General features: G+C 45.5%; 15 protein-coding genes. 3 read left to right on the top strand and 12 right to left on the bottom strand.

Features of this window, described 5'->3' with window-relative positions; all coding sequences use genetic code 11:
• Positions 1–41: 41 nt before the first annotated feature.
• Positions 42–1,460, bottom strand: a complete 1,419-nt coding sequence (locus ACQY6I_RS02920) for a cobyric acid synthase (RefSeq protein ID WP_428239967.1) — start codon at positions 1,458–1,460, stop codon at positions 42–44.
• Positions 1,461–1,571: 111 nt separating this feature from the next.
• Between ACQY6I_RS02920 and ACQY6I_RS02915 the strand changes: the two genes are divergently transcribed.
• Entirely contained in the window at positions 1,572–1,862 is a 291-nt protein-coding gene (locus ACQY6I_RS02915; protein WP_428239966.1) for a hypothetical protein, read from the top strand.
• A 542-nt stretch (positions 1,863–2,404) separates the two neighbouring features.
• The gene (locus tag ACQY6I_RS02910) at positions 2,405–5,398 is read left to right on the top strand and encodes an EAL domain-containing protein (protein WP_428239965.1); all 2,994 of its coding nucleotides are present in this window, start codon (positions 2,405–2,407) and stop codon (positions 5,396–5,398) included.
• Positions 5,399–5,422: 24 nt separating this feature from the next.
• Here the strand turns inward: ACQY6I_RS02910 and ACQY6I_RS02905 are convergent, their stop codons facing one another.
• Together ACQY6I_RS02905 and ACQY6I_RS02900 are read right to left on the bottom strand one after the other, a co-directional pair.
• Positions 5,423–6,280, bottom strand: coding sequence for a DUF4382 domain-containing protein (locus ACQY6I_RS02905; protein ID WP_428239964.1), 858 nt, complete (start codon positions 6,278–6,280; stop codon positions 5,423–5,425).
• Positions 6,281–6,428: 148 nt separating this feature from the next.
• Positions 6,429–7,028: a GNAT family N-acetyltransferase gene (locus tag ACQY6I_RS02900; protein WP_428239963.1), complete on the bottom strand. Its 600-nt coding sequence runs from the start codon at positions 7,026–7,028 to the stop codon at positions 6,429–6,431.
• Positions 7,029–7,395: 367 nt separating this feature from the next.
• On the opposite strand from ACQY6I_RS02900, the gene ACQY6I_RS02895 reads away from it, so the two are divergent.
• Entirely contained in the window at positions 7,396–9,108 is a 1,713-nt protein-coding gene (locus ACQY6I_RS02895; RefSeq protein ID WP_428239962.1) for an ABC-F family ATP-binding cassette domain-containing protein, read from the top strand.
• 128 nt (positions 9,109–9,236) lie between these two features.
• Here ACQY6I_RS02895 and ACQY6I_RS02890 read toward each other — a convergent pair whose 3' ends face one another.
• The 9 genes from ACQY6I_RS02890 to ACQY6I_RS02850 form a co-directional block, all read right to left on the bottom strand.
• Entirely contained in the window at positions 9,237–9,728 is a 492-nt protein-coding gene (locus ACQY6I_RS02890; RefSeq protein ID WP_428239961.1) for a hypothetical protein, read from the bottom strand.
• Positions 9,729–10,708: 980 nt separating this feature from the next.
• The gene (prpD, locus tag ACQY6I_RS02885; RefSeq protein ID WP_428239960.1) at positions 10,709–12,193 is read right to left on the bottom strand and encodes a 2-methylcitrate dehydratase; all 1,485 of its coding nucleotides are present in this window, start codon (positions 12,191–12,193) and stop codon (positions 10,709–10,711) included.
• A 10-nt stretch (positions 12,194–12,203) separates the two neighbouring features.
• On the bottom strand, positions 12,204–13,331 hold the full coding sequence (gene prpC, locus ACQY6I_RS02880; RefSeq protein ID WP_428239959.1) for a bifunctional 2-methylcitrate synthase/citrate synthase: 1,128 nt from the start codon (positions 13,329–13,331) through the stop codon (positions 12,204–12,206).
• A 56-nt stretch (positions 13,332–13,387) separates the two neighbouring features.
• The gene (gene prpB, locus ACQY6I_RS02875) at positions 13,388–14,257 is read right to left on the bottom strand and encodes a methylisocitrate lyase (RefSeq protein WP_428239958.1); all 870 of its coding nucleotides are present in this window, start codon (positions 14,255–14,257) and stop codon (positions 13,388–13,390) included.
• Complete coding sequence (locus ACQY6I_RS02870) at positions 14,254–14,931, bottom strand: GntR family transcriptional regulator (RefSeq protein ID WP_428239957.1); 678 nt, start codon at positions 14,929–14,931, stop codon at positions 14,254–14,256. The genes prpB and ACQY6I_RS02870 overlap by 4 nt, the downstream gene beginning before the upstream one ends.
• Before the next feature lie 272 nt (positions 14,932–15,203).
• Entirely contained in the window at positions 15,204–16,172 is a 969-nt protein-coding gene (locus ACQY6I_RS02865; RefSeq protein WP_428239956.1) for a 2-hydroxyacid dehydrogenase, read from the bottom strand.
• A 36-nt stretch (positions 16,173–16,208) separates the two neighbouring features.
• Positions 16,209–16,871 (bottom strand): HAD family hydrolase, encoded by a 663-nt coding sequence (locus ACQY6I_RS02860; protein ID WP_428239955.1) that lies wholly within the window; start codon positions 16,869–16,871, stop codon positions 16,209–16,211.
• Positions 16,872–16,937: 66 nt separating this feature from the next.
• Entirely contained in the window at positions 16,938–18,716 is a 1,779-nt protein-coding gene (locus tag ACQY6I_RS02855; protein ID WP_428239954.1) for a sensor histidine kinase, read from the bottom strand.
• Positions 18,717–19,070: 354 nt separating this feature from the next.
• Positions 19,071–21,269, bottom strand: coding sequence for a bifunctional diguanylate cyclase/phosphodiesterase (locus ACQY6I_RS02850; RefSeq protein ID WP_428239953.1), 2,199 nt, complete (start codon positions 21,267–21,269; stop codon positions 19,071–19,073).
• Between the last annotated feature and the right edge of the window lie 249 nt (positions 21,270–21,518).

Genomic DNA, 21,518 nt, shown 5'->3' with positions numbered 1-21,518 from the left:
AACTACAGAGACCAGTTTGGAAGAATGCACAAAAGACAGGTTCAGGTTAACTGGCCATAATCAATGATTTGTTCCAACCTTGGCTGTAGCTCCATAGCCAGCCGATCTAATTCAGTATCCAGAAAGTCATACCAGTTTGCCTGCTGACTGAATTGCACCCCCAGAGGCTGTAAAAACCACCGGCAAAAACAGGCATTTTCAAATAACCCATGTAGGTAAGAGGCATATACATTGCCTTTCCGGAATCCGGTACCAGCTTCAATAAACACTTCCAGTGAGTCTTCCAGCGCCTCGCTTTCTCCCTGGTGAATCTCATAGACAGACAGTTCATCTGCCTGCCAGTTAATCATTCGCCGGACCGTTGTCTTGGGTTTTTGAAACCGGGTCTGCAAGGGCAGAATATCCAGTCCACGGAATGAACCTCCTTCAACATGAAACTCATCAATCACCTCCCGCCCCAACAATTGCAACCCTCCGCAAATGCCCAGCACTGACTTACCTCGGTCGATAAACTGGCGTATTCCAACATCCAGGCCTTCTTCCTGCAGATACTGCATGGCCGCAGCAACATGTTTGGCTCCCGGTAAAATCAATGCGTCCAGATTTTCAAGGTCAGCGACATGTCTGACCACGGTCAGTTGCACCTCATCGTGATAGGCCAAAGAATCAAACTCATCCAGGTTACTGGCATATGGGTACATCACAAGACCCATATTGACAGCCCCTCTGGCAGCTCTGGAACGATGAAAAAAAGCATCCTCTTCAGGCAATCGATGGCGGGTATAAGGCAGCACTGCCACAATTGGGACACCGGATTGTTGATACAGCCAGTCGTTGGCATCCGCCAGCAGAGATTCATCCCCTCGGAACTTATTCAATACAAAACCTTTGACCCTGAGCCGTTCTGCTTCGGTCAGACACATAAAAGTACCCAGCAAGTGCGCATACGCCCCACCACGATCGATATCCGCCACCAGAAATACATCCGCCTCTACATGAGTGGCAACCGCGAAATTAACAATATCTGATTTTTTGAGATTCACTTCTGCCGGACTGCCGGCACCTTCGATCAGAATCAGCGAATACTCTTTCTGTAGACGATCAAGACAAGCCTTCACTACCGGCCACAGACGCTCCTTCCGTGCATGCCACTCCATGGCATTCAGCTGATGATCCACCTGACCATTCACAACCACCTGACTCAGAACGTTGGCCTGAGGCTTCAATAGTACAGGATTAAAATCCGTATGTGGTTCAACCCTCGCTGCGATGGCCTGAAGATACTGCGCCCGCCCCATTTCTCCGCCTTCATGGGTCACCGCAGCATTATTACTCATATTCTGTGCTTTGAAGGGAGCAACGCGTTGCCCCTGGTTGGCAAATATCCGGCATAAAACACTGACAACGAAAGACTTCCCGGCGTCACTGGTACACCCCATGATCATGATACTTTTTGACATAAGGAAAAATAATTTATTGAGTAAGTAATTTCACACGCCCACGAATGAGCACAATGCTGAAAACATGACAAAGTAGCACATCTTATTCAATCCTCTGATAAAAGTATCGCTATGAATAAATCCATCTCTGAGCGGATTATCATTGACTGGCGGTTATTAGTACTTTCAATCGGTGATCGCCCCCTGGCCCGCTCAGTACCTGGCGAAAAGCGCCGTTATGTGTTTCTTGGGTATCTCCACTGGCAGTTTTGGGGAAATTCTGGTTGTGACATTCATGCAACAGCCGTTTGGCCGGTTTCACGCCACAAAACTGCTGGGCCCCTTGGCGTTTCCGATGTCTTTGCTGGCGATACTCCTGACACCTTACAGAGATACCATTGGCCATTCGGACAAACCCCCTAACCTGTCGTTATAACATGTTCTGCACCAGACTTTTCGGATAGGTGCCTACACTCTGCTGGTTGCCGTTTTTTTAGCATGTGAACTCCAACAGTCCTTCATCACTGTCCTTATTCCTGTATGTATTTTAAGCCAGGATTTCGACACCAAAACCGGTATATGAAGCATCAATCTGATAGGCCTGTGAATATCATCGATGCCTATTATGCCGTAGTACTCAGCGCTCCAAACCGCGTATCCTCGCAGTATTTTTTTTAGATCGGGTGATCGCTATTACCGATGATACCTGATCAACTACCGGTATTTTGATCTCCAGCACAACCATGAGTTTTCTATTCTGCAAAAAATAACCCACCAACCAATTTAGTTATCATGAAACCAGTCATCATATTGAAGGGTATTCAATGAAACACCAAAAATTGTAATGTGAACAATTCGTCCTAAACTGATCTTTTGAAAACAGACAGCCTTTGATCCCGATATTGATTGATACATCGGGGTCCGACTAGACATAAACAGGCCTGGGCCTTTTATAGGACGCCCATGTGATCATTCAAGTCGCTGACAGTGCAATCGGGAAACTGTTACCTCGATACGTCGTGGCGCTCTGTCTCTGGCTGCTATGTTTTGCAACACTTGGTACCCCGCAGGACTTTTTTAATCAACTGAGCCCCCCACAAAAAGAATGGCTGGAGCAACACCCTGTTATTCGCATTGGTGCCATGGATAACTGGCCACCAATTAACTTCACCGACAACCAAGGTAAGGCCAGGGGTATCGGTGCCGATTATATTGAAACCCTCAATTATCGTCTTGGCGGTCGTCTGCAAATCATCAGTGGCGGCTGGTCAAATCTGTATCAGGGGGTTATCGAGCAAAAACTGGATGCCATACTGGACATTACGCCCAAACCAGAGCGTGAACCGTTTTTCAATTTCACGGTGGCCTATCTCAATATCCCTCATGTCATCGTTGCCAGAAGTGATGCACCTTACTATCAAAATGAAAATGCCCTGATTGGCAAAACCATCGCACTGGAAGCAGGATTTGGCAACGTCCGATATTTTCAGGATCACTATCCAGACATCACCATCCGGGAGTATCAAAATACGGCAAAAGCGCTTGGAGCAGTCATCAGACATGAGGCTGATGCCTACGTTGGCAACCGGGCAGTTGCCATGTACATCATTAACAACGAATTGATGCAAAACCTGAAAGTACATGGTCGGGCGCAAAAACAGGGTTCCATTCTGACCATCGGCATCCGCAAGGACTGGGCACCATTAACGGAAATTCTGAACCTGGCACTGAATGACATAAGTACTTCTGAGAAAGCAGCACTCCAGGGCGATTGGGTGGGCACAGCAAATATGAATACCTCTCCATCACAAATTGTGTTGACGGCTGCGGAACGAAGCTGGTTGAGGTCACACCCGGTTATCCGGCTTGCGTCAAAATCAGCCAGCCCACCCTTTGAATATACTGCCGCCAATGGTGATTATCGAGGTATTGCTGCTGATTACATACGCCTGATTGAATCACGCCTGAATATCCAGTTTCAACGCTCTCCGGTTGCTCCCTGGGAAGATCTGCAACAACAGTTGGAGGACCGGCAGCTGGATGTGCTGTCATTTGCAACCAAAACTCGACAGAACCAGGGTTTTTTAACATTTACACAACCCTACCTAAGTGCCGGGATGATCATCGTTACCCGTGAAAATGTCCACTACGTGGCGAACCTGAACAGCCTTAAAGGTCAGTTAATCGCGACGGAGACACACTCCATACCGTATCAGGAGTTGCATCCGAAATATCCGACGCTTAATTTTATTGAATATAACACCACCGCTTCGGCACTGGCAGCCGTTGCCAAAGGTGAAGCATTTGCTTACCTTGGAAACATTGCTTCTGCCAGCTATATCATGCGGGAGCAGAGCCTGGCCAATCTGACAATCTCTGGAGAGGTCCCTTTTCGCTATCAATTTGCGCTTGGTGTTAGAAGTGACTGGCCGGAACTGGTTTCCATCCTAAATAAAACATTAGCTACTATCACCGAAGAAGAACGCAATCGAATCTTCAATCAATGGGTAGCTATTTCCATCCATAAAGGCGTGCCAGTCCTATGGTTGATTGGCTGTACACTCCTGGCAGTAATAGCTGTCGCCGTCGTTCTCTATTGGAATTACCTGCTGAACAAAAAAGTTGCAGATCGAACCCAACAACTGGAATACCGAGCTCAACACGATACTCTCACCCAGTTACCCAATCGCACTACCATCTTGAGCCATGTTGAGTATCTGCTGAAAAACACCGAGAAAACTTCCGACGACCAATGTTTTGCCGTTATGTTTCTGGATCTGGATGATTTCAAAAAAATCAACGATACCCTTGGGCATGCTGTTGGTGATCAACTATTACAGGCCGTAGCAATACGATTGGATCATGCACTTAAGGAAACAAATTTCATAGGCCGTTTTGGAGGGGACGAATTTGTCATCATGACGGGGCTCTCTGTGCACCTTAAACACATCCTGAGTATAGCCGAAACAGTTCTGTCGGAGATACAAAAGGGCTTTGTGATAGATGAACGCACATTGATGATTACCACCAGTATCGGCATTGCCATCTATCCTAATGACGGACACTCAGGTGATGCCTTATTACGTCATGCAGATATGGCTATGTATAACGCCAAGCACTTGGGCGGAAATGTATTCTCTTTGTATTCCGGCGATATGGATGCTACCCAACATAAAAAAATGACCATCGAAGAACAAATGCTCAGGGCACTCGACCACAATGAGATGTATCTGACCTATCAACCTATCGTCAACCTTATCACCAATGACACGGTACGTTTTGAAGCCCTGTTGCGCTGGGAAAATCCTATATTGGGCCAGGTCAGTCCGGAAGACTTCATTCCTATTGCCGAACAGAATGGCTACATTTTGAAAATAGGGGATTTTGTCTTTCAACAGGCCATTGCTGAATGCAAGATCCTGCAGCAACGCTTTGATCAGCCTTTTTCCATTGCTGTTAACCTGTCGCCACGGCAGTTTCGTGATCGGGAATTGCTTATTAAGCTTACAAAAACACTTCAAAGATACAAATTACCAGCCCGAAACCTGATTGTTGAGATCACCGAAGGCGTATTGATGTCAGATATAGAACATTGCAGCGGAGTATTAAGAGCTCTCAAAGACTTGGGCGTCAGCATCGCCATGGACGATTTTGGTACGGGTTATTCATCCCTCAGCTATGTCCGCAATCACCCATTCGATATCATCAAAATAGACCGGGAATTCGTGCGGGATATCGCTTCTGATCATAAAGACAGACAATTGGTGGAGACAACCATTGCCATGTCAAAAAGCCTGGAACTGGAAGTGGTTGCAGAAGGTGTTGAAAATCACTCTCAGGTTATGGTGCTACGTAATCATAATTGTAAATATGCTCAGGGATATCTGTTTGCCCCCCCGATGACCAGCAAAAATCTCTGTGTCTGGCTGTCTCAGGGAATACGAATGCAAATGAACTGAGTCATGAAAATGAATGGAGGCACATTAAAGATCCATATGAATAAATGTTGTATAACTGGAGCGAACCAGCACATTTTTCTGACGCAGAAAGTTCATTTCGTCTTCTACTTCCGGATCATCCAGAGGATCACAGGCCAGCGCGAGAGAATACTCTCCTGATGATATGAATCCAAAGTGATAGGCGTTGTCGTTTTCCAGATTGACAGGAGCAATGACCTCGGGGTCATGTTTGGGGTTTATGTCCGACGGCTCAGCATCGTAACCACGGAACAAATACATCGCTGCTTGGTGACAACGATTACCGGACAACAGGCTAGCATCCACCCGGCCGGCAATACGGCCAATATCATCGTTGTTCACTACTCTAATGACCGGCTTCAAACGATACCCGTCCTTAGTCTGAATCAGGGATTTCTGCAGATCCAGATCCAGCGTGAAACTGACATTTCCATCTTCGGGAACATAAAAGCCACGGTTCAGCTTTAATCCGGTTTCCGAGATAACTTCAAGTTCATGAATGCTGCCATCTTCCAGCTCCACATAGGAGTCCAGATTTCCTTCTGTAGCCAGATTCAATCGAATCCAATGGTATGCGCCTGGCGCCACTTGGGCGTCTTTCAATAGACTGGCTGATATGCCGCCATTGTAATCCAGCAGCGGATACTGAAGGTAATCATGGATATCATTTGACAGTTTATAATTCAGCGTGCCATCAGGGCCATGAAGACTGACTGATGAAATAGCCAAATAAACCTGGGTCACATTATTGACAGCAGCATCTGTAAGATCCAGAGAGACCGTTCCAGAACCGCCTTCCTGTTTCTGACACCCCATTAACATCATGATAGACAGGGTACTGATTGCCACGAATTGTTTGATCACAGTGCTCTCCTTAACGTCTGTGTTCGCACATCATAAAAGTAAATAACACAAACTGTAAGCGAACAAGCTCAAAGTTGTGACTAAATTACAAGCCCATATGCGTAATAAGTCAGCTTTTGTACAGAAAAATACGCTATCGGAGCCAAAATTATAGCGCCTCGACAGAACTCCATTCATCTTTCTTCAATGCATACACCACTGTATCCCACCAGCACCCTTTAAAAAAACGATGCTCAATAAAATGCCCTTCTTTGCGCATCCTCAGATGTTCACACAAACTAACCGCCGAATGGTTTGCAGCCAGCGTTTCGGCATAAACCCGATGTACCCCAAGCGCCTGAAACCCAAAACAAATCATTGACCGGGCCGCTTCAAATGCATACCCGTATCCCTGGTAGTTAACGGCAATGCCAAACCCCAAGGAAGCCTGTCGATCATTTTCTACCCGAATACCACATGTGCCTATCAGTTGATTGGATGATTTCTCAATAACGGCCAACTGATATTTACGACGGGGATCATCCTGGGCCTGGGCAATAAACTGATTAACCAGGAACTCTGATTTTTCACGGCATGAATCCTCTTCGCTATAGTATTTCTGATAGTCAGGAGTGGCGGTAAAGCTTATATACGACTGCATATCTGAAGGCTGAAAATCGCGCAACCATAAACGATCAGTTTCCATCTTAAACATCAATTCACGAACTAATTCACGAACTCCCGATTCATACACTCCAATATTGCTCATGATAACTGCATATTTGCTGCACGTCCCACTCTGCGAAAGAGACCCTATCACCGCTGTAAAACATAAATGCCCCACATGCCCAGAACACACGATCGCTCGGCTTTCTGCAGATGAGTGTCAAGGTTTCCTTCATTCACCGAACATGATAGATTCCTGGCTTCCATTCACCTATTTGATAAGGAGGCCCCATGTTACTGTGTTCGCTTCCCAGAGTTTATCTGGGCACAACACAAGTTCTCTCTGGAGCTGACCACCAGTCCTCTTTCGCCTCACGGCGCTGAGCCTGTCGGACTGGTATTCATAACTTTCCATTCTGCCTGTCCGGTTGGGCCAGTGCTTGTTTATTCATTAAGCACAGGACTGAACCATGGCAACTCTATTACATACTCATAACTTATCTTGCTCCGTTGGCGGCAGGATGCTGTTCGAATCCCTTAATCTGAATGTCCATTCCGGGGACAAAATAGGTCTGGTTGGCCACAATGGCTGCGGTAAAAGCACTTTGTTTGCACTCTTGTTTGGCACTAAAGAACCAGACAGCGGTGAAGTCATTCGCAACCGAGGTCTGAAGGTATCCTGGGTGGAACAGTTTGTTCCAGAAGAGATACTCGAACTAACGCTGCTGGACTCAATTCTCACGAGTCTCGAACCTGAAAAACAGCTATACGAAAAATATCGAGTCGAAGCACTGCTGAACAACCTTGGGTTTCAACAACCGCAGTTTATGTCCCCGGTCAAAACACTCAGCGGAGGTCAGAAAAATCTGGTCTTATTTGCACGCGCCATTATTGACGATCCTGAACTATTGCTCATGGATGAGCCAGGCAACCATATGGATATCGTCGCTCTGGCGAACCTGACGAGCTTTCTGCAGACGCAGCAACATATCAGTTTCATCATGGTTTCTCATGACCGGCAATTACTTAACGACTGTTGCAATAAAACGATCTTTTTGAGGGATGGATGCAGCTACTCGTTTGACCTGCCTTTTTCCGACGCCAAAGAAAAACTGCAACAGGCCGATGTTGTTGCCAGACAAAAACGTGAAAACGAAGAGCGGGAAATCAAACGCATCAAAACCAGTGCCAATCGCCTGGCACGATGGGGACGGGACTATGATAACGAAGACCTTGCCCGCAAGGCGAAGACCATGGAACGACGCGTCGAGCGTCTGCAAGAGAATCTGACCGCTGTCAGTCGGGGCAGTGGACTTTCGCTGAAGCTCGACACTCAACAACTCCAGGCAAAAACGATGTTGATTCTGGAGCAAATGGAGATCCGTCATTCATCTGATCAACCACCACTGGTCCGTTGTGAGTATCTGACAATACGACCAGGAGATCGCATTGCTCTGCTTGGAAGGAATGGTGTCGGAAAATCTTCAACCCTCAATGCCTGGATAACCCAATATCATGAACCAGCCAATGACACGATACGTTTCAATCCTGGCACGGCCGTTTTTTACTATGATCAGGAGTTAAATAGCTTCCAGCAACCGGAAAGCCGGTTTGAATGGCTGCGTAACCGCGCTTCGGGTACAGATGAACAGATCAGACAGACACTCATTTCTGCAGGTGTCCCTTATCAACACCTCAACCAGCGATGTGATCATCTCAGTGGTGGTGAACAGGCGAGAATGATGTTCATGCTGATGCAGCTACAGCAGCCCAATTTCATCATTCTCGATGAACCCACGAACCATATTGACCTGGATGGCAGAGAACAGCTGGAACAGCAACTTGTGGATTCAGGTGCCACACTACTGCTCACCAGTCATGACCGCTTGTTTCTCGAAGCAGTGGCAAACCGTTACTGGCTGGTCGATGATGGAGTCTTGCAGGAAATTCATGACCCTGACATCTTCTACCACGGTCTTCAGCAAACACGTCACGACCCTTTTACCAGGCAGCCCGAGAGCATTGATGAACCCGTGGATGAGGAAGGCATGCTGATTGAAATTGACCAATTGGAAACTTTGCTCAAAGAGGATCGACAACGAAAGCCTCGATTCCAAAAACCGGAAAAACAACAGCAGTGGCAAAACCGGATAGCAGAACTCTGGCAACGGCTGGAGCCATGAATCATTACCAATATGGCTAATGTGGCGTTAAGCATTTGCCCCTAACATGATGGGTACAGCTGTTTACCTTGCTCTGGTAGCCTCATTGGTGTCATTAAGAGGTTGCTAAAATCTGCCTGTTCAGTCACTCAATGGCTGAACAGGTTAATATTTTCTGGTAACCGTATATGAGGATTGGCGCTTTTGAGAGCTTCATACAATTGTTTACGGGAATAACCATAAGTCATACAGACCTGATATCTTTGGTTATTATTCAATACCATCACGATAGTGGCGGTGGGTTCATCACCATATCCAAGATTATGTTCAATCCGGTTAATCTCCCTTGGATGAACACTGAAACACCATTCTCTGAACAAAGGGTGATGACAATAAAACTCAGAATCAGTTACGTATATTTCAAACTTTGCAGGACTGATCATCAACCAGACAAACCCTCCAAGTAAAATCAGAGCGATTGCCTCCAGCACGTGTTTGGTTACCAAATACATTTCCAGAAATTGGCTTTGATTCTCCGCTAAATACCCGAAACTCCATATGAATACCGGCATCAATAGAAGAATGATGGCAATAGTCAGAGCTTTGCGTCTGCGCGTTTTCTGATAGTGAAACAGCATCATTTTTTGTACTTCATCGCATACTATATTCCCCGAAAACCGAACGCACTCCCTAGCAATACAGTTAACAGGATAGATATCACAAAACCAAAATAAAACAGCGACTTCCATACTCCAGTATCGGTAGGTCGGAACACGGCCATAACAACGTTTAAATAGGCACCGATCGAGTAACAAATATTGGCGCCCACTCCATAACTAAGAATCATTATCCAAATTGTAGCCTTAGTAACCGTTATAGCCGGCAACAATAACGACAACAGTATAACTCCGATGAGCAAATTCACCAGATTGTACAATAACCGTTTTTTTTCCCAATATACCACTATCTCACGAACTGTGGTTGATCTGTCTGCGTCCGTTATATCTGAGGCAGGAGGTCTATAAAGGTTAGGTTGATTCATGACTAAACCCGTTATTCATTATAGACAATATACTGCAGCACGACTTTCCCATGATGAAAAACAGTTTCATTCCTTTCTTCCAAATCGCATAGGCAGCGTGAAATATCTGCTGTTTAATCCATTCTGTCAAAAAAGAATCCAACGACCATATAATTAATTTAGGGAGCCTCTGAAAAACAGGAACAGTTTTGATGCAGGCGAGAAAGCACCACTCGCAACACCGCAATTTACGGGCGTAAATGAGGATGTGAGACGAGGGCTGACAACGTCCTGCGCGAAAATAAGCCGTTTTTCAAAGGTTCCTTAGAGCCATAGACGATGAATACAACATCATTAGAAGCACAATTCAGCTCCATCCCGATTAGACTATGTCATGCGTCACAGGGTACAGATCCATACCGTGATAATCATTCATCACTTAAAAAAAGAGCTAGTCCAGTACGATCCGGATAAGATGAAACGACTGTCAGATCACTCAGTTGATTTTATATGGGTGACTGCAACTTCTGGGGAGGGTAGAAACATAGAGAGTGAGTGCACCAGGAACTACCCGATGCACAATGGCAGACAAAAATTGCTCTATATCACAAACAAATCCATAAACTCATTAACCGCTGTCTGATTAAGCGTTTTGCTATCTTTACACAGCTCGAAGATTTGATTCACGCGTGACACCGGAAAACGGGTAGCCAGATTACGTTTGAACTTTGTTTCCAGAACAGGAATTCCTTCTGCCCGGCGCCGTCTGTGTCCAATCGGATATTCAACTTCCACTTTTTCAGTACAGCTGCCATCTTTAAAAAATACCTGCATGGCATTAGCGATACTACGTTTGTCCGGGTCGTGATATTCGCGGCTATAACGCTCGTCTTCAACAATTTCCATTTTCTCACGCAACGTATCAATGATTGAATGGTTATTATGGAACTCATCTTCATAGTGCTCAGCAACCAGATCCCCAAAAGCCAGGGGTACTGCTGTCATATACTGAATACAATGATCACGATCTGCCGGATTCGACAGTGGCCCCACTTTGGAAATAATACGGATCGCCGACTCATGCGTGGTAATCACGATTTTTTCGATATCATCAAGCCTGTTTTTAACTTGAGGATGCAGAGTCACCGCAGCTTCACAGGCAGTTTGTGAATGAAACTCAGCCGGGAATGAGATTTTAAACAGCACATTTTCCATCACATAAGTACCGTAAGGTCTCTGCATTGAAAAGCGACGTTCGCTCTCAGGTTTCAACTGCTGATCCTTATTCGTCTTACTGAACAGTATGTCGTAGAATCCCCACTGCGGCGCCGACAATACCCCGGGAATTCCCATTTCCCCGCGCATGGCGATATCCACCAATCGCACAGCTCTGGATGTTGCATCTCCAGCGGCCCAGCTTTTACGGGAACCCGCATTAGGCGCATGGCGATAGGTTCTCAGACTCTGACCATCAACCCATGCATGACTCAGCGCACTGAGCAGTTGCTCACGACTGGCACCATGCATTTTGGCAATGACGGCCGTCGATGCAACTTTCACCAGAACGACATGATCCAGCCCCACCCGATTAAAGGAATTATCCAATGCCAGTACACCCTGGATTTCATGAGCCATAATCATGGCCTCCAGTACCTGTTGCATTTTTAGAGGTTCTTTGCCCTGGCTGATGTATTTTTGCGAAAGATAATCCGCAACCGCTAAAATGCCACCAAGATTATCGGATGGGTGACCCCATTCTGCCGCCAACCAGGTGTCGTTATAGTCCAGCCAACGAATGATACAACCAATGTCCCAGGCCGCTTTAACCGGGTCCAAACGTAATTGAGTACCTGGTACACGTGCACCATTAGGTACAACTGTTCCCTCCACTATCGGCCCAAGATGCTTACTGCATTCCGGGAATCGTAAAGCCAACAGACCACATCCAAGGGTATCCATCAGACAGTTACGCGCAGTATCCATGGCTTCTGCACTTTGTATGCTAAAGTTCAGGACATAATCCGCGATATCCTGCAACTCCTGATCATAATCAGGGCGGTTGTTTAAATCGACGTTGGCACTCATACGCTATTTCCTAGTCACGTTCTTCAATGGGTTGATAGGTCTGTAAATTTGGGCCGGTATATTCTGCACTCGGTCGGATAATCCGATTATTGGCACGTTGCTCTTTCACATGCGCTGTCCACCCCATCACCCGGCTCATTACAAAGATAGGCGTAAACAGCGGTGTTGGAATGCCCATAAAGTGATAGGCCGATGCATGGAAAAAATCCGCATTACAAAATAGTTTTTTCTCTCTCCACATCACTTCTTCACAGCGTTGTGAAATCTCAAATAACGAACGATCACCATACTCGTCTGCCAATTTGTCTGACCATTTTTTGATGACCGTATTGCGAGGATCGGATTCACGATAAACCGCATGACCAAAGCCCATAATTTTTTCTTTTCGGGCAAGCATGCCCATCAGACTCTGTTCAGCGTCATCAGGATCACGAAATTTTTCGATCATGGCCATTGCTGCTTCATTGGCACCTCCATGTAGAGGCCCCCGCAAAGTGCCGATGGCCGCTGTCACACAAGAATGAATATCACTGAGTGTGGATGCGCAAACCCGGGCTGCAAAAGTGGAGGCATTGAACTCATGTTCAGCATAAAGAATTAATGACGCATGCATGGCTTTGGCAAACAGCGGATTAACCGATTTTCCTGTCAACATCGCCAGAAAATGAGCGCCAATCGAAGATTCATCGGAATCCGTTTCAATTCTGCGACCATGATAACAAAATTGATACCAGTAACAGATAATGCCTGGCAGCGCTGCCACCATACGTTCAATATGATCATCCTGTTCAGAAAATGACGCCTCTTCTTCCAGATTTCCCAATACCGAGACACCGGTTCTCATAACATCCATCGGATGTGAGTTGGTTGGAATTTTTTCAAGCACTTCTTTTAGCTCAACCGGTAAACACCGTTTGCTTTTAAGCCTGGATAAGTAGTTGTCATACTCAGATCTGTTGGGTAATTTGCCGTACTGTAATAAATAAGCAACTTCTTCAAACTCAGCATGATCTGCAAGGTCAGAAATATCGTAACCGCAATAAGTCAGCCCACTGCCTTCCTGACCGACTGTACACAATGCAGTTTCACCGGCAACCTGTCCGCGTAGACCGGCACCTCCTATTTTTTTATCAACCATCGTTGCACTCCTGTTTGATCAGTGTCGCTGGCAATCGTTCTGACCAGCCTTGATTGTTATTGTTTAAACAACTCATCCAACTTATTTTCGTAATCATGATAATTTAGGAATTCGTACAACTCAGACCGGGTTTGCATATCCGCAACCACGTCTTTCTGATCCCCATTGGTCAGTAGACATTGATAAACTTTTAATGCCGCAGCATTCATGGCCCTGAATGCGCTGAGAGGATACAAAGCCATTCCCACGCCAGCCCGGCGCAGTTCAGTCAGAGTAAACAAAGGGGTCTGGCCAAACTCTGTCATATTGGCCAGTACCGGTACCGAAAGAGCTTCTGAAAAGGCCTGATAATCCTCAAGCGAATGCACGGCTTCTGCGAATATGCCATCGGCTCCAGCCTCCACACAGGCAATGGCTCTTTCGATGGCCGCATCCAGACCTTCCTGCGCAAATGCATCAGTACGGGCAATAACGAAAAAATCAGAATCGGTTCTGGCATCGGTAGCGGCCTTGATTCGGTCGGCCATTTCCACCTTGGAAACAATTTGCTTGTTGGGTCTGTGGCCACACCGTTTTTGTTGCACCTGATCTTCGAGATGCACCGCCGCTACGCCTGCACGAATCATTTCTTTGACGGTCCTGGCAATGTTAAATGCCCCACCCCATCCGGTATCAATATCAACCAACAGCGGGGTCTCTGTAATTGCAGTGATTCGACGGGCATCTTCCAACACATTTTCAAGACCGGTCATACCCAGGTCTGGCAACCCAAAAGAGGCATTTGCGACCCCTCCCCCAGACAGATAAATCGCCTGATGCCCCACTTTCTCGGCCATCAAAGCCGTGTAAGCATTAATGGTACCGACGATCTGTAAGGGCTGATTGTGTTCGAGTGCTGTTCTAAAGCGTGATCCCGCTGATTTCATACCTGATCCTCCACCTGAATGAGATGAGCACTCTGACGTGCCCGCGAAATGTGTCTTTGCATCAACATGGCAGCCAGTTCACCATCACGTTGATTGAGTGCTTCATAAATACGCCAATGCTCCTGTAACGCTTTGACTGGCGTATTACGTACTAAAATGCCGCTGTGTCGAATCATCCGAACCAACTGATAAAGCTCATTACACAATAAATTCACCAGCATCTGATTACGACTGCCCTGGATAATGCGGTAGTGAAAATCCAGGTCATCCTGTTGTAACAGATAGCGGCTACCGGACTGATCCTGAATATATTGTTCATGCTGAAGTAATAGCTGTTTCAGTTCCTTCAATTCGGTCTGTGTCATTTCCACAGCTGCCAGACGACAAGCCAGAGCCTCCAGATTTTCACGAATCAAATAGATTTCCTGCACTTCCCGGGCCGTCAGATTTACAACCTGGGCGCCAACATGCGGCACTTTGACAACCAGCTTCAAACTCTCAAGACGATTCAAGGCTTCACGTAGCGGTGCCCGGGAAATACCGTACTCTTGACTCAAATCCGCTTCCCGAAGCTTGGTTCCGGCTTTGATCTCCCCCCGGACAATTGCCTCCTGCAATTGCACAAATACCTGACTGGCTCTCGATCCTGTATTTTCTTCTATATGCTGCGACATCAAATTGTCTACAATTTATGAAACTGTCAGCTAAAATATCGACTAACACACCAAAAAACAACCTTAATTGTCTACAACTTTGGTTTAAGGTGCTCGACATAGATCTTAGGTATCTGTAACGTCTATCGCAGACGGAGGCATCACAACTGCTTCAGTGAGGGCTTTTCAAGAGAGTAAAGAGCAGAAAAGGCTCTGAGTGATTGAAGTAGGGCTGTCAGCGGACAGCTCTATTTCAAGTTGACAGGATTAACAACAGAACTCGCATCGTACCATTAATCTAGCGCCTGTGGATTCAGGCAGTCTGGTGGCATATCACCGTTCAGCGCAGCAATCAGGTTGCTGGCAGCCTTCACAGCCATGGCATTCCGGGTGGCATGGGTGGCAGAACCAATATGGGTGGTTAGTACTGTATTTTCGAGTAGCTCCAGCCCCTCAACCATATCCGGTTCAAATTCATAGACATCCAATCCCGCTCCAGCGATCTGTTTGCTTTTGAGTGCTTCGACCAGCGCTGCTTCGTCAATCACAGGCCCTCTTGCGGTATTGATGAGATAGGCCGTCGACTTCATCAGCGCCAACTCTCGCGCACCAATCAGATGATGAGTCTGAGCACTCAGAGCCACACTCAAACTGACGAAATCAGATGACTGTAATAGTGTATCCATGTCCACAAAGCGGGCGTTGAGCTTTGCTTCCAACTCCGGATTATGACGACGCCCGCTGTACAATACTTCCATATCAAAACCACGGGATTTCATGGCGATTGATGTGCCTATTCTGCCGGCACCAATGACACCAAGAGTTTTACCGGTAATATCTCCCCCCAGGAACTCCTGCGGCTCCCACCCCACCCATTGGCGCGTGCGCATAATACGATCCGACTCCACAACTCTGCGCGCAACCGCCATCAACAAAGCCCAGGCCATTTCAGCGGTAGAGTCAGTGAGGACATCAGGGGTATTGGTACACAGTACGCGACGATGAGTGGCAGCAGCCACGTCCATATTGTCAAACCCAACGGCATAATTGGAAAAGCAGCGTATACCAGGATTCAAATCCATGAGCTCGGCGTCAATTTTGTCCGTTCCAGAACTCAACACCCCATCAACATCTTTTATATTTTCCAGTAATGCCTGACGTGTCAGTTTGCCGGGCCGTTCATTAACACGCACGTTAAAATGTTGCGCTAACAGATCGATTCCCACCTGAGGAATACAACGGGTGATATACACACTTTTCATAGTCGGTTTATCCTGGTTGATGCTCATTCAGCCATGTTAAACCTTATCCAACAGATGTTCCAAATGATCAATATAGCGTTGCGGAGGAGCAAGATTTTCTGGCCAGATGTGAAATCCGCGAAACCAGATTGCTTTCATCCCACAACTCAAAGCTCCCTGATAGTCATTGATGGGATGATCGCCAACAAATATTGCATCAGCAGCCTGACATCGAAGGGCAGACAAGGCCGCTATAAAAATCCCAGCCTCAGGTTTTTTCCATCCAGCTGCTTCTGAAGTCAGTACCACATCAAAATACTGCTCAATTTTCAATGCCCGGATTTTTGTCTGCTGAACATTCTGAGAACCATTGGTAACAATACCCAGAGTAAATTTCCATTGTTTAAGCTTATTCAGGACCGGATAAAGACCGGGCATCATGACCGGATGAGTCGGTACCCAGGACAGCCAGTGTGTCAGCAAGTGATCAAGGTTTGGCCTTGTACGCCAAACATCCAGCATCGCCAGCCGGAGCGACCGTTCCTTGTGTCCAGAGTACCCGCCTTCATCCAAAGTGACTATTTTGTCTGCTAACCACACAAGATCAAGACCCGTTATTAACTGATGAGCGTAATCAGAAAAAAAGACCTTGGTGTAATTTCGAATCGTCTGTTCGCGATGGGTTAGCGTATTATCCAGATCAAACAATATAGTTTTCATATAAAACCGTTATTTGGATAAACACCCTAATGCCAGTTGGTTCACAACGATACGTCGAAACGAATATCAATTGCTGGCTGTGAGTTCCAAAGCCTTCGTGTCAGAGGTTAATGACTCAATATCGACCGGTAAAATAATTGTGATACAAGTACCATGGCTGATATTCGGCTCTATTTTGATACTACCCTTGAGCACTCCATGCACCCATTGATGAATCAGATACAACCCTAATCCAGTGTGTCCATGGCCGCGTCCGGAAGTGACAAACGGATCAAATATTCTACTTCGAATCTCTGGATCAATACCTTTACCATTATCGACAACATGAAGACAGACCTGCCGTCCTTGGTGAACCAGAGATGCAGACACTGAGACAATGCCACTCTCTCTGTTGGGAAAACCATGATAGATGGCGTTATCGATCAAATTTTGGAGTACTTGTGAAATTATACCGGGAAAACTGTTGATCTGCAGTGTATCCGGTAGATCAACGGTTATCTTTATTCGCCCGCCTTTAAGCCTTGGCTCAACGGTATGAATCAGATCACGAATACATTCAATCAAATCGAACTTAACCAAAATCTCCTGATTACGGTCTACCGCCAGACGTTTGAAACTACTGATCAACTCACTCGCACGACGTAGGTTTTTCTCGGCCAATCGCAGCCCCTGTTCTAGATTTTGAATAAAATCTTCCATCTGCCGCTGGGTCAATCCTTCCAAAATATTTCGTTTCAATTCATCCAACTGTGACTGCAATGCTGATACTGCAATCAAGGCTCCTCCATTGGGGGTGTTCAGTTCATGAGCAACACCAGCAACTATCAACCCCAGAGCGGATAATTTCCGCGCTTCCACCAGTTCATCCTGAAGAATACCGAGACGTTCATGAGACTGCTTGACTTTTTCCAACGCTTTTTGCAATTCTTCTTTTTCTTCCTGCAATGCCTGGGTATAAAATTGGCGATCCATCTCTGCTACAGTTAATGACCGGATAATTATAAAACCGATCAGAAACAAAAGCAGACAACCTGCAACCAATGGAATGAAAACCGCGCGATTGACCGATGCCAATACATCCTGACCGGTTACTGCAGCAATAATTATCCGGTTAAGATCCGATACCACCAGACCATCATTGTTATCAAATGACAGGAATATATAACTCGCCAAAGAATTATCGGCTCTTATTCCTGTAGCACTGGATGATTTCATCATGTGATGCCATACCTCTGGCCTGAGAGTTCTGGCATTGTGATCCGGATGGCCTAACTGAAAACCCCATTCCAGGTCCGGATCATCTGCCAACAACCAATAACCTTCGGAGTTTAGTACCTCAAGATGTTGTCTATCATTGCCCATTGATCGTAAATCGGAAAAAAGATCCGTTAATTGAAAGTTCACTACCAATACACCATCGCGTAAACCTTCGCTGTTTTCCGTCAAAACAGTCGCCCGAATGGTGGGTTCATAAGGATACACAACGCCCCCTTCTTCGATATTCAAATCTATTGGTGAGATATAAACAGAGTCACCAGCAACAATAGCTTTCTGGAAATAATATCGATGACTTTTGTTCTGTAGGTCTTCTTCATGAACAACACTCGCTTCCTGACCAACCAGGTTAACGCGAACCCGTTCATTGCCTTTCATATCAATCCATCTTACTTGGGAAACATTGTTTGAAGACTCAGCAAAATAAATAAAAAATTGCTGTAGTAAAGTGGTATCAATCTCTCTGTTCAATGCCAGTCCTGACTTTATCGCAGAGCTGTTTTTCAGCAAACGGATTAGATCACGGATATAACCTATTTCACGATTCATCATGGAAATCGACCGAGACACGGATCTCACCTGAGATTCTTCAATCGGTGAAATTTTAAATCTGATAAGTTCAGTCATTCCGAAAACACCAACAATAGTCGTCAAGACCAACAGCAAAGCCAGGCGCGGTAACATATTCTTAAATACAACAGCATGTTGTTCTTTTGCTCGCGAGGTCGTCATACCATTGTTCCTTTCACTGAAATACGTACCGATCAAAGCCGAGGCTCATGAGAATGATGCTCCTCTTTATTCTTCAAACAACTACGACAGAACTACGGGAAGTTAAACTAGAGGGCCTTATCTGAAATGAGCCTAGCATACATCCTGAAAAGACAGATTATAATTTCCGTCATGCGGCTATTTTTAATGAACTTAAGAAAACAAAATGGCATCGTCCAATGTCAGAGGTTTGGCAAAAAGATACCCCTGGCCATACTGACAACCCTTTTGCAACAATTGCTGCCTCTGCTCCTCTGTTTCAATACCTTCAGCAATCACTTTAAAACCCAGCTGATTCCCCAGTTCCAGAATCATGTCAATTACGTAATTGTGCTCGCGTGATGTATTCAGACGAGTAACAAACGTTCGATCTATTTTGAGTGTAGTTGCCTTTAAATCAGTGATATGAGCAAGTGAGGAATATCCGGTACCAAAATCATCAATACTCACATCCATTCCCAGTGCCATAATTTCTTCTAGGGAGCTGGATATTCTCTGATACTCTGGCGCTGCCTGAGATTCAGTCACTTCAAGTTCCAGATATTTAGGGTCAACATCATACTCACGAATTATTTGAGTTAAGTTCGTAAGATAACTCGAATTCATGAGTTCTGAAGAACACGCGTTAAATGACACCGGGACATATATATCATTTGCATTCAGGTATTTTACCGCTTCACAGGTTAGTCTCAGAACCTGATTATCCAGCTTTCCGATCAAACCTGATGCTTCTGCAAGAGGGATGAAATCGCCAGGAGCAACCACTGAGCCGTCGGTTTTACGCCACCGGACCAATGACTCAAAACCAACCAGACGACCATCTGCAAGTCCTACCTTGGGTTGTAATAGAATAAAAAACTGCTTCTGCAAAAATGCCTTTCTCAGCTCATCAAGCATAGAGTGTCGATATACCACCTGCTTTTCGAGGTCTGCGTTATTCTCAATGTAATGAACACCTTTTAATCGCGACAAGCCAACCAGACTCTCTGCTCTTCGAATAATTTGTTCTGATGAAAAGTATCCTTTGGTTTCCACCATATTGATCTTCGAAACGGTGATGGAAACCGCATGTTCAGTTCCGGCTATGGTCAATGGAGAGGAGAAAAGTTTATCAAAGAACGCTCCATCAACATGGGATACGCTATCTACCAGAACACCAATAGCGCTAATCCCCACTCTGGCAATACTGGCACTGCCGGGCACATTTGAAAGCAGTTTTTCGCTAACGCATTTCATGAGCTGATCACAAAATACATTGCCAAACGTCATACTGATTTCTGCAAAATCGTCCACATCAACAACAAACAATTCTGCCTGATATGGTTGATTGACATTCAATCGGGCAATCTCTTTCGCCAGCCAACTTCGGTTTGGCATCTTCAGAAGTGAATCTTCGTATGCAACCCTTAACAACTGACCGTACAAAGAAATATTATCGAGCCCCACACTGACGTTTTCAAAAAATATCTGCAACAAATGTATATCCAGTTTTGACAATGGTTTTTCATTCTTCAGAATGACAATGTATTCGGCCAGCTCAACATTGTAACGGATATACAGAATGGAATACCCTGGAATAAAAATGTGATGTTTGGAATTCAAAACCTGTTTACAGGCTTTGAGCAATAAATCGTGTTCTATCTGACCGAGGTTTTTATTTTTTATATTTTCAAATTTACCAGTCACGACCATAACACTTGCATTTCGAATATTCTGACTACCCTCATCAATAGCACAAATCAAACTACTGTCGATATTAAAGATATTACCCACTTGGGTCAGAATAGTTTGGAGATACTCATTAACATCACGTGTACCATTCAATTGTCTGCTGGCACTAATAACCTGTTGCAAACCGGTAGTGGATTTTCTGATTTCAGTCAGATAGTTCCAGGTACGGATATTACTGGTAATGATGGTAAGCAAATGATCATTGGTCAGTTCTGATTTACACCAATAATCATCAATATCGTACCGGCTCATAACATCTTTCTGGGGAGCCATGCCCGGCTGCCCCGTCAGCAAGATAATTCTGACATCACTGTTATCAAAAAGTTCGCGAATCGTTTTTACAAGGGTCAAACCCGATTCATCATGTTCCATGACGACATCCAGCAATATCACTGCAATGTCTGGATTTCGGGAAATAATACGAGTGGCTTCTGTGGTCGATCGGGCTGTCAGCAAACTGATCATCTTACGTTGAACCTTCATGGATCGTAACGCAAAAACCAGAGATGCCTGATAGGCAGCATCATCTTCAACCGTCAGTACTTTCCAGCCGGAGTCCTCAGATGATTTTCTGTCATTATCACTGGAAGCAAATTCAAACTTTCTTTCCAGGTTTGTCATATCTTGGCTCCGAATACTTCAAACATTGCCAACAGCCAATGCAATCGACGTGGGCCATATACTGTAATTGCAAACGCATCATGCCTAACCAAACCCATGCACAAAATCAATCGCAGACCTTGAAACCAAGTAACCGGTGAGATGAATACAATCAGTTGGTTGTCTTGTAAGTCATAGCAGAGGATTGATGCTGGTCAACTCATCCTTTTTTCCGACTACCGGAGAAAAGCCTTACTATTCATAGATTTA

The organism is Gynuella sp. (genome assembly GCF_050297175.1).
Taxonomy (GTDB): domain Bacteria; phylum Pseudomonadota; class Gammaproteobacteria; order Pseudomonadales; family Natronospirillaceae; genus Gynuella.
The sequence above is the reverse complement of the archived record's forward strand: the minus strand, read 5'-3'. Positions and strand labels throughout refer to the sequence as shown.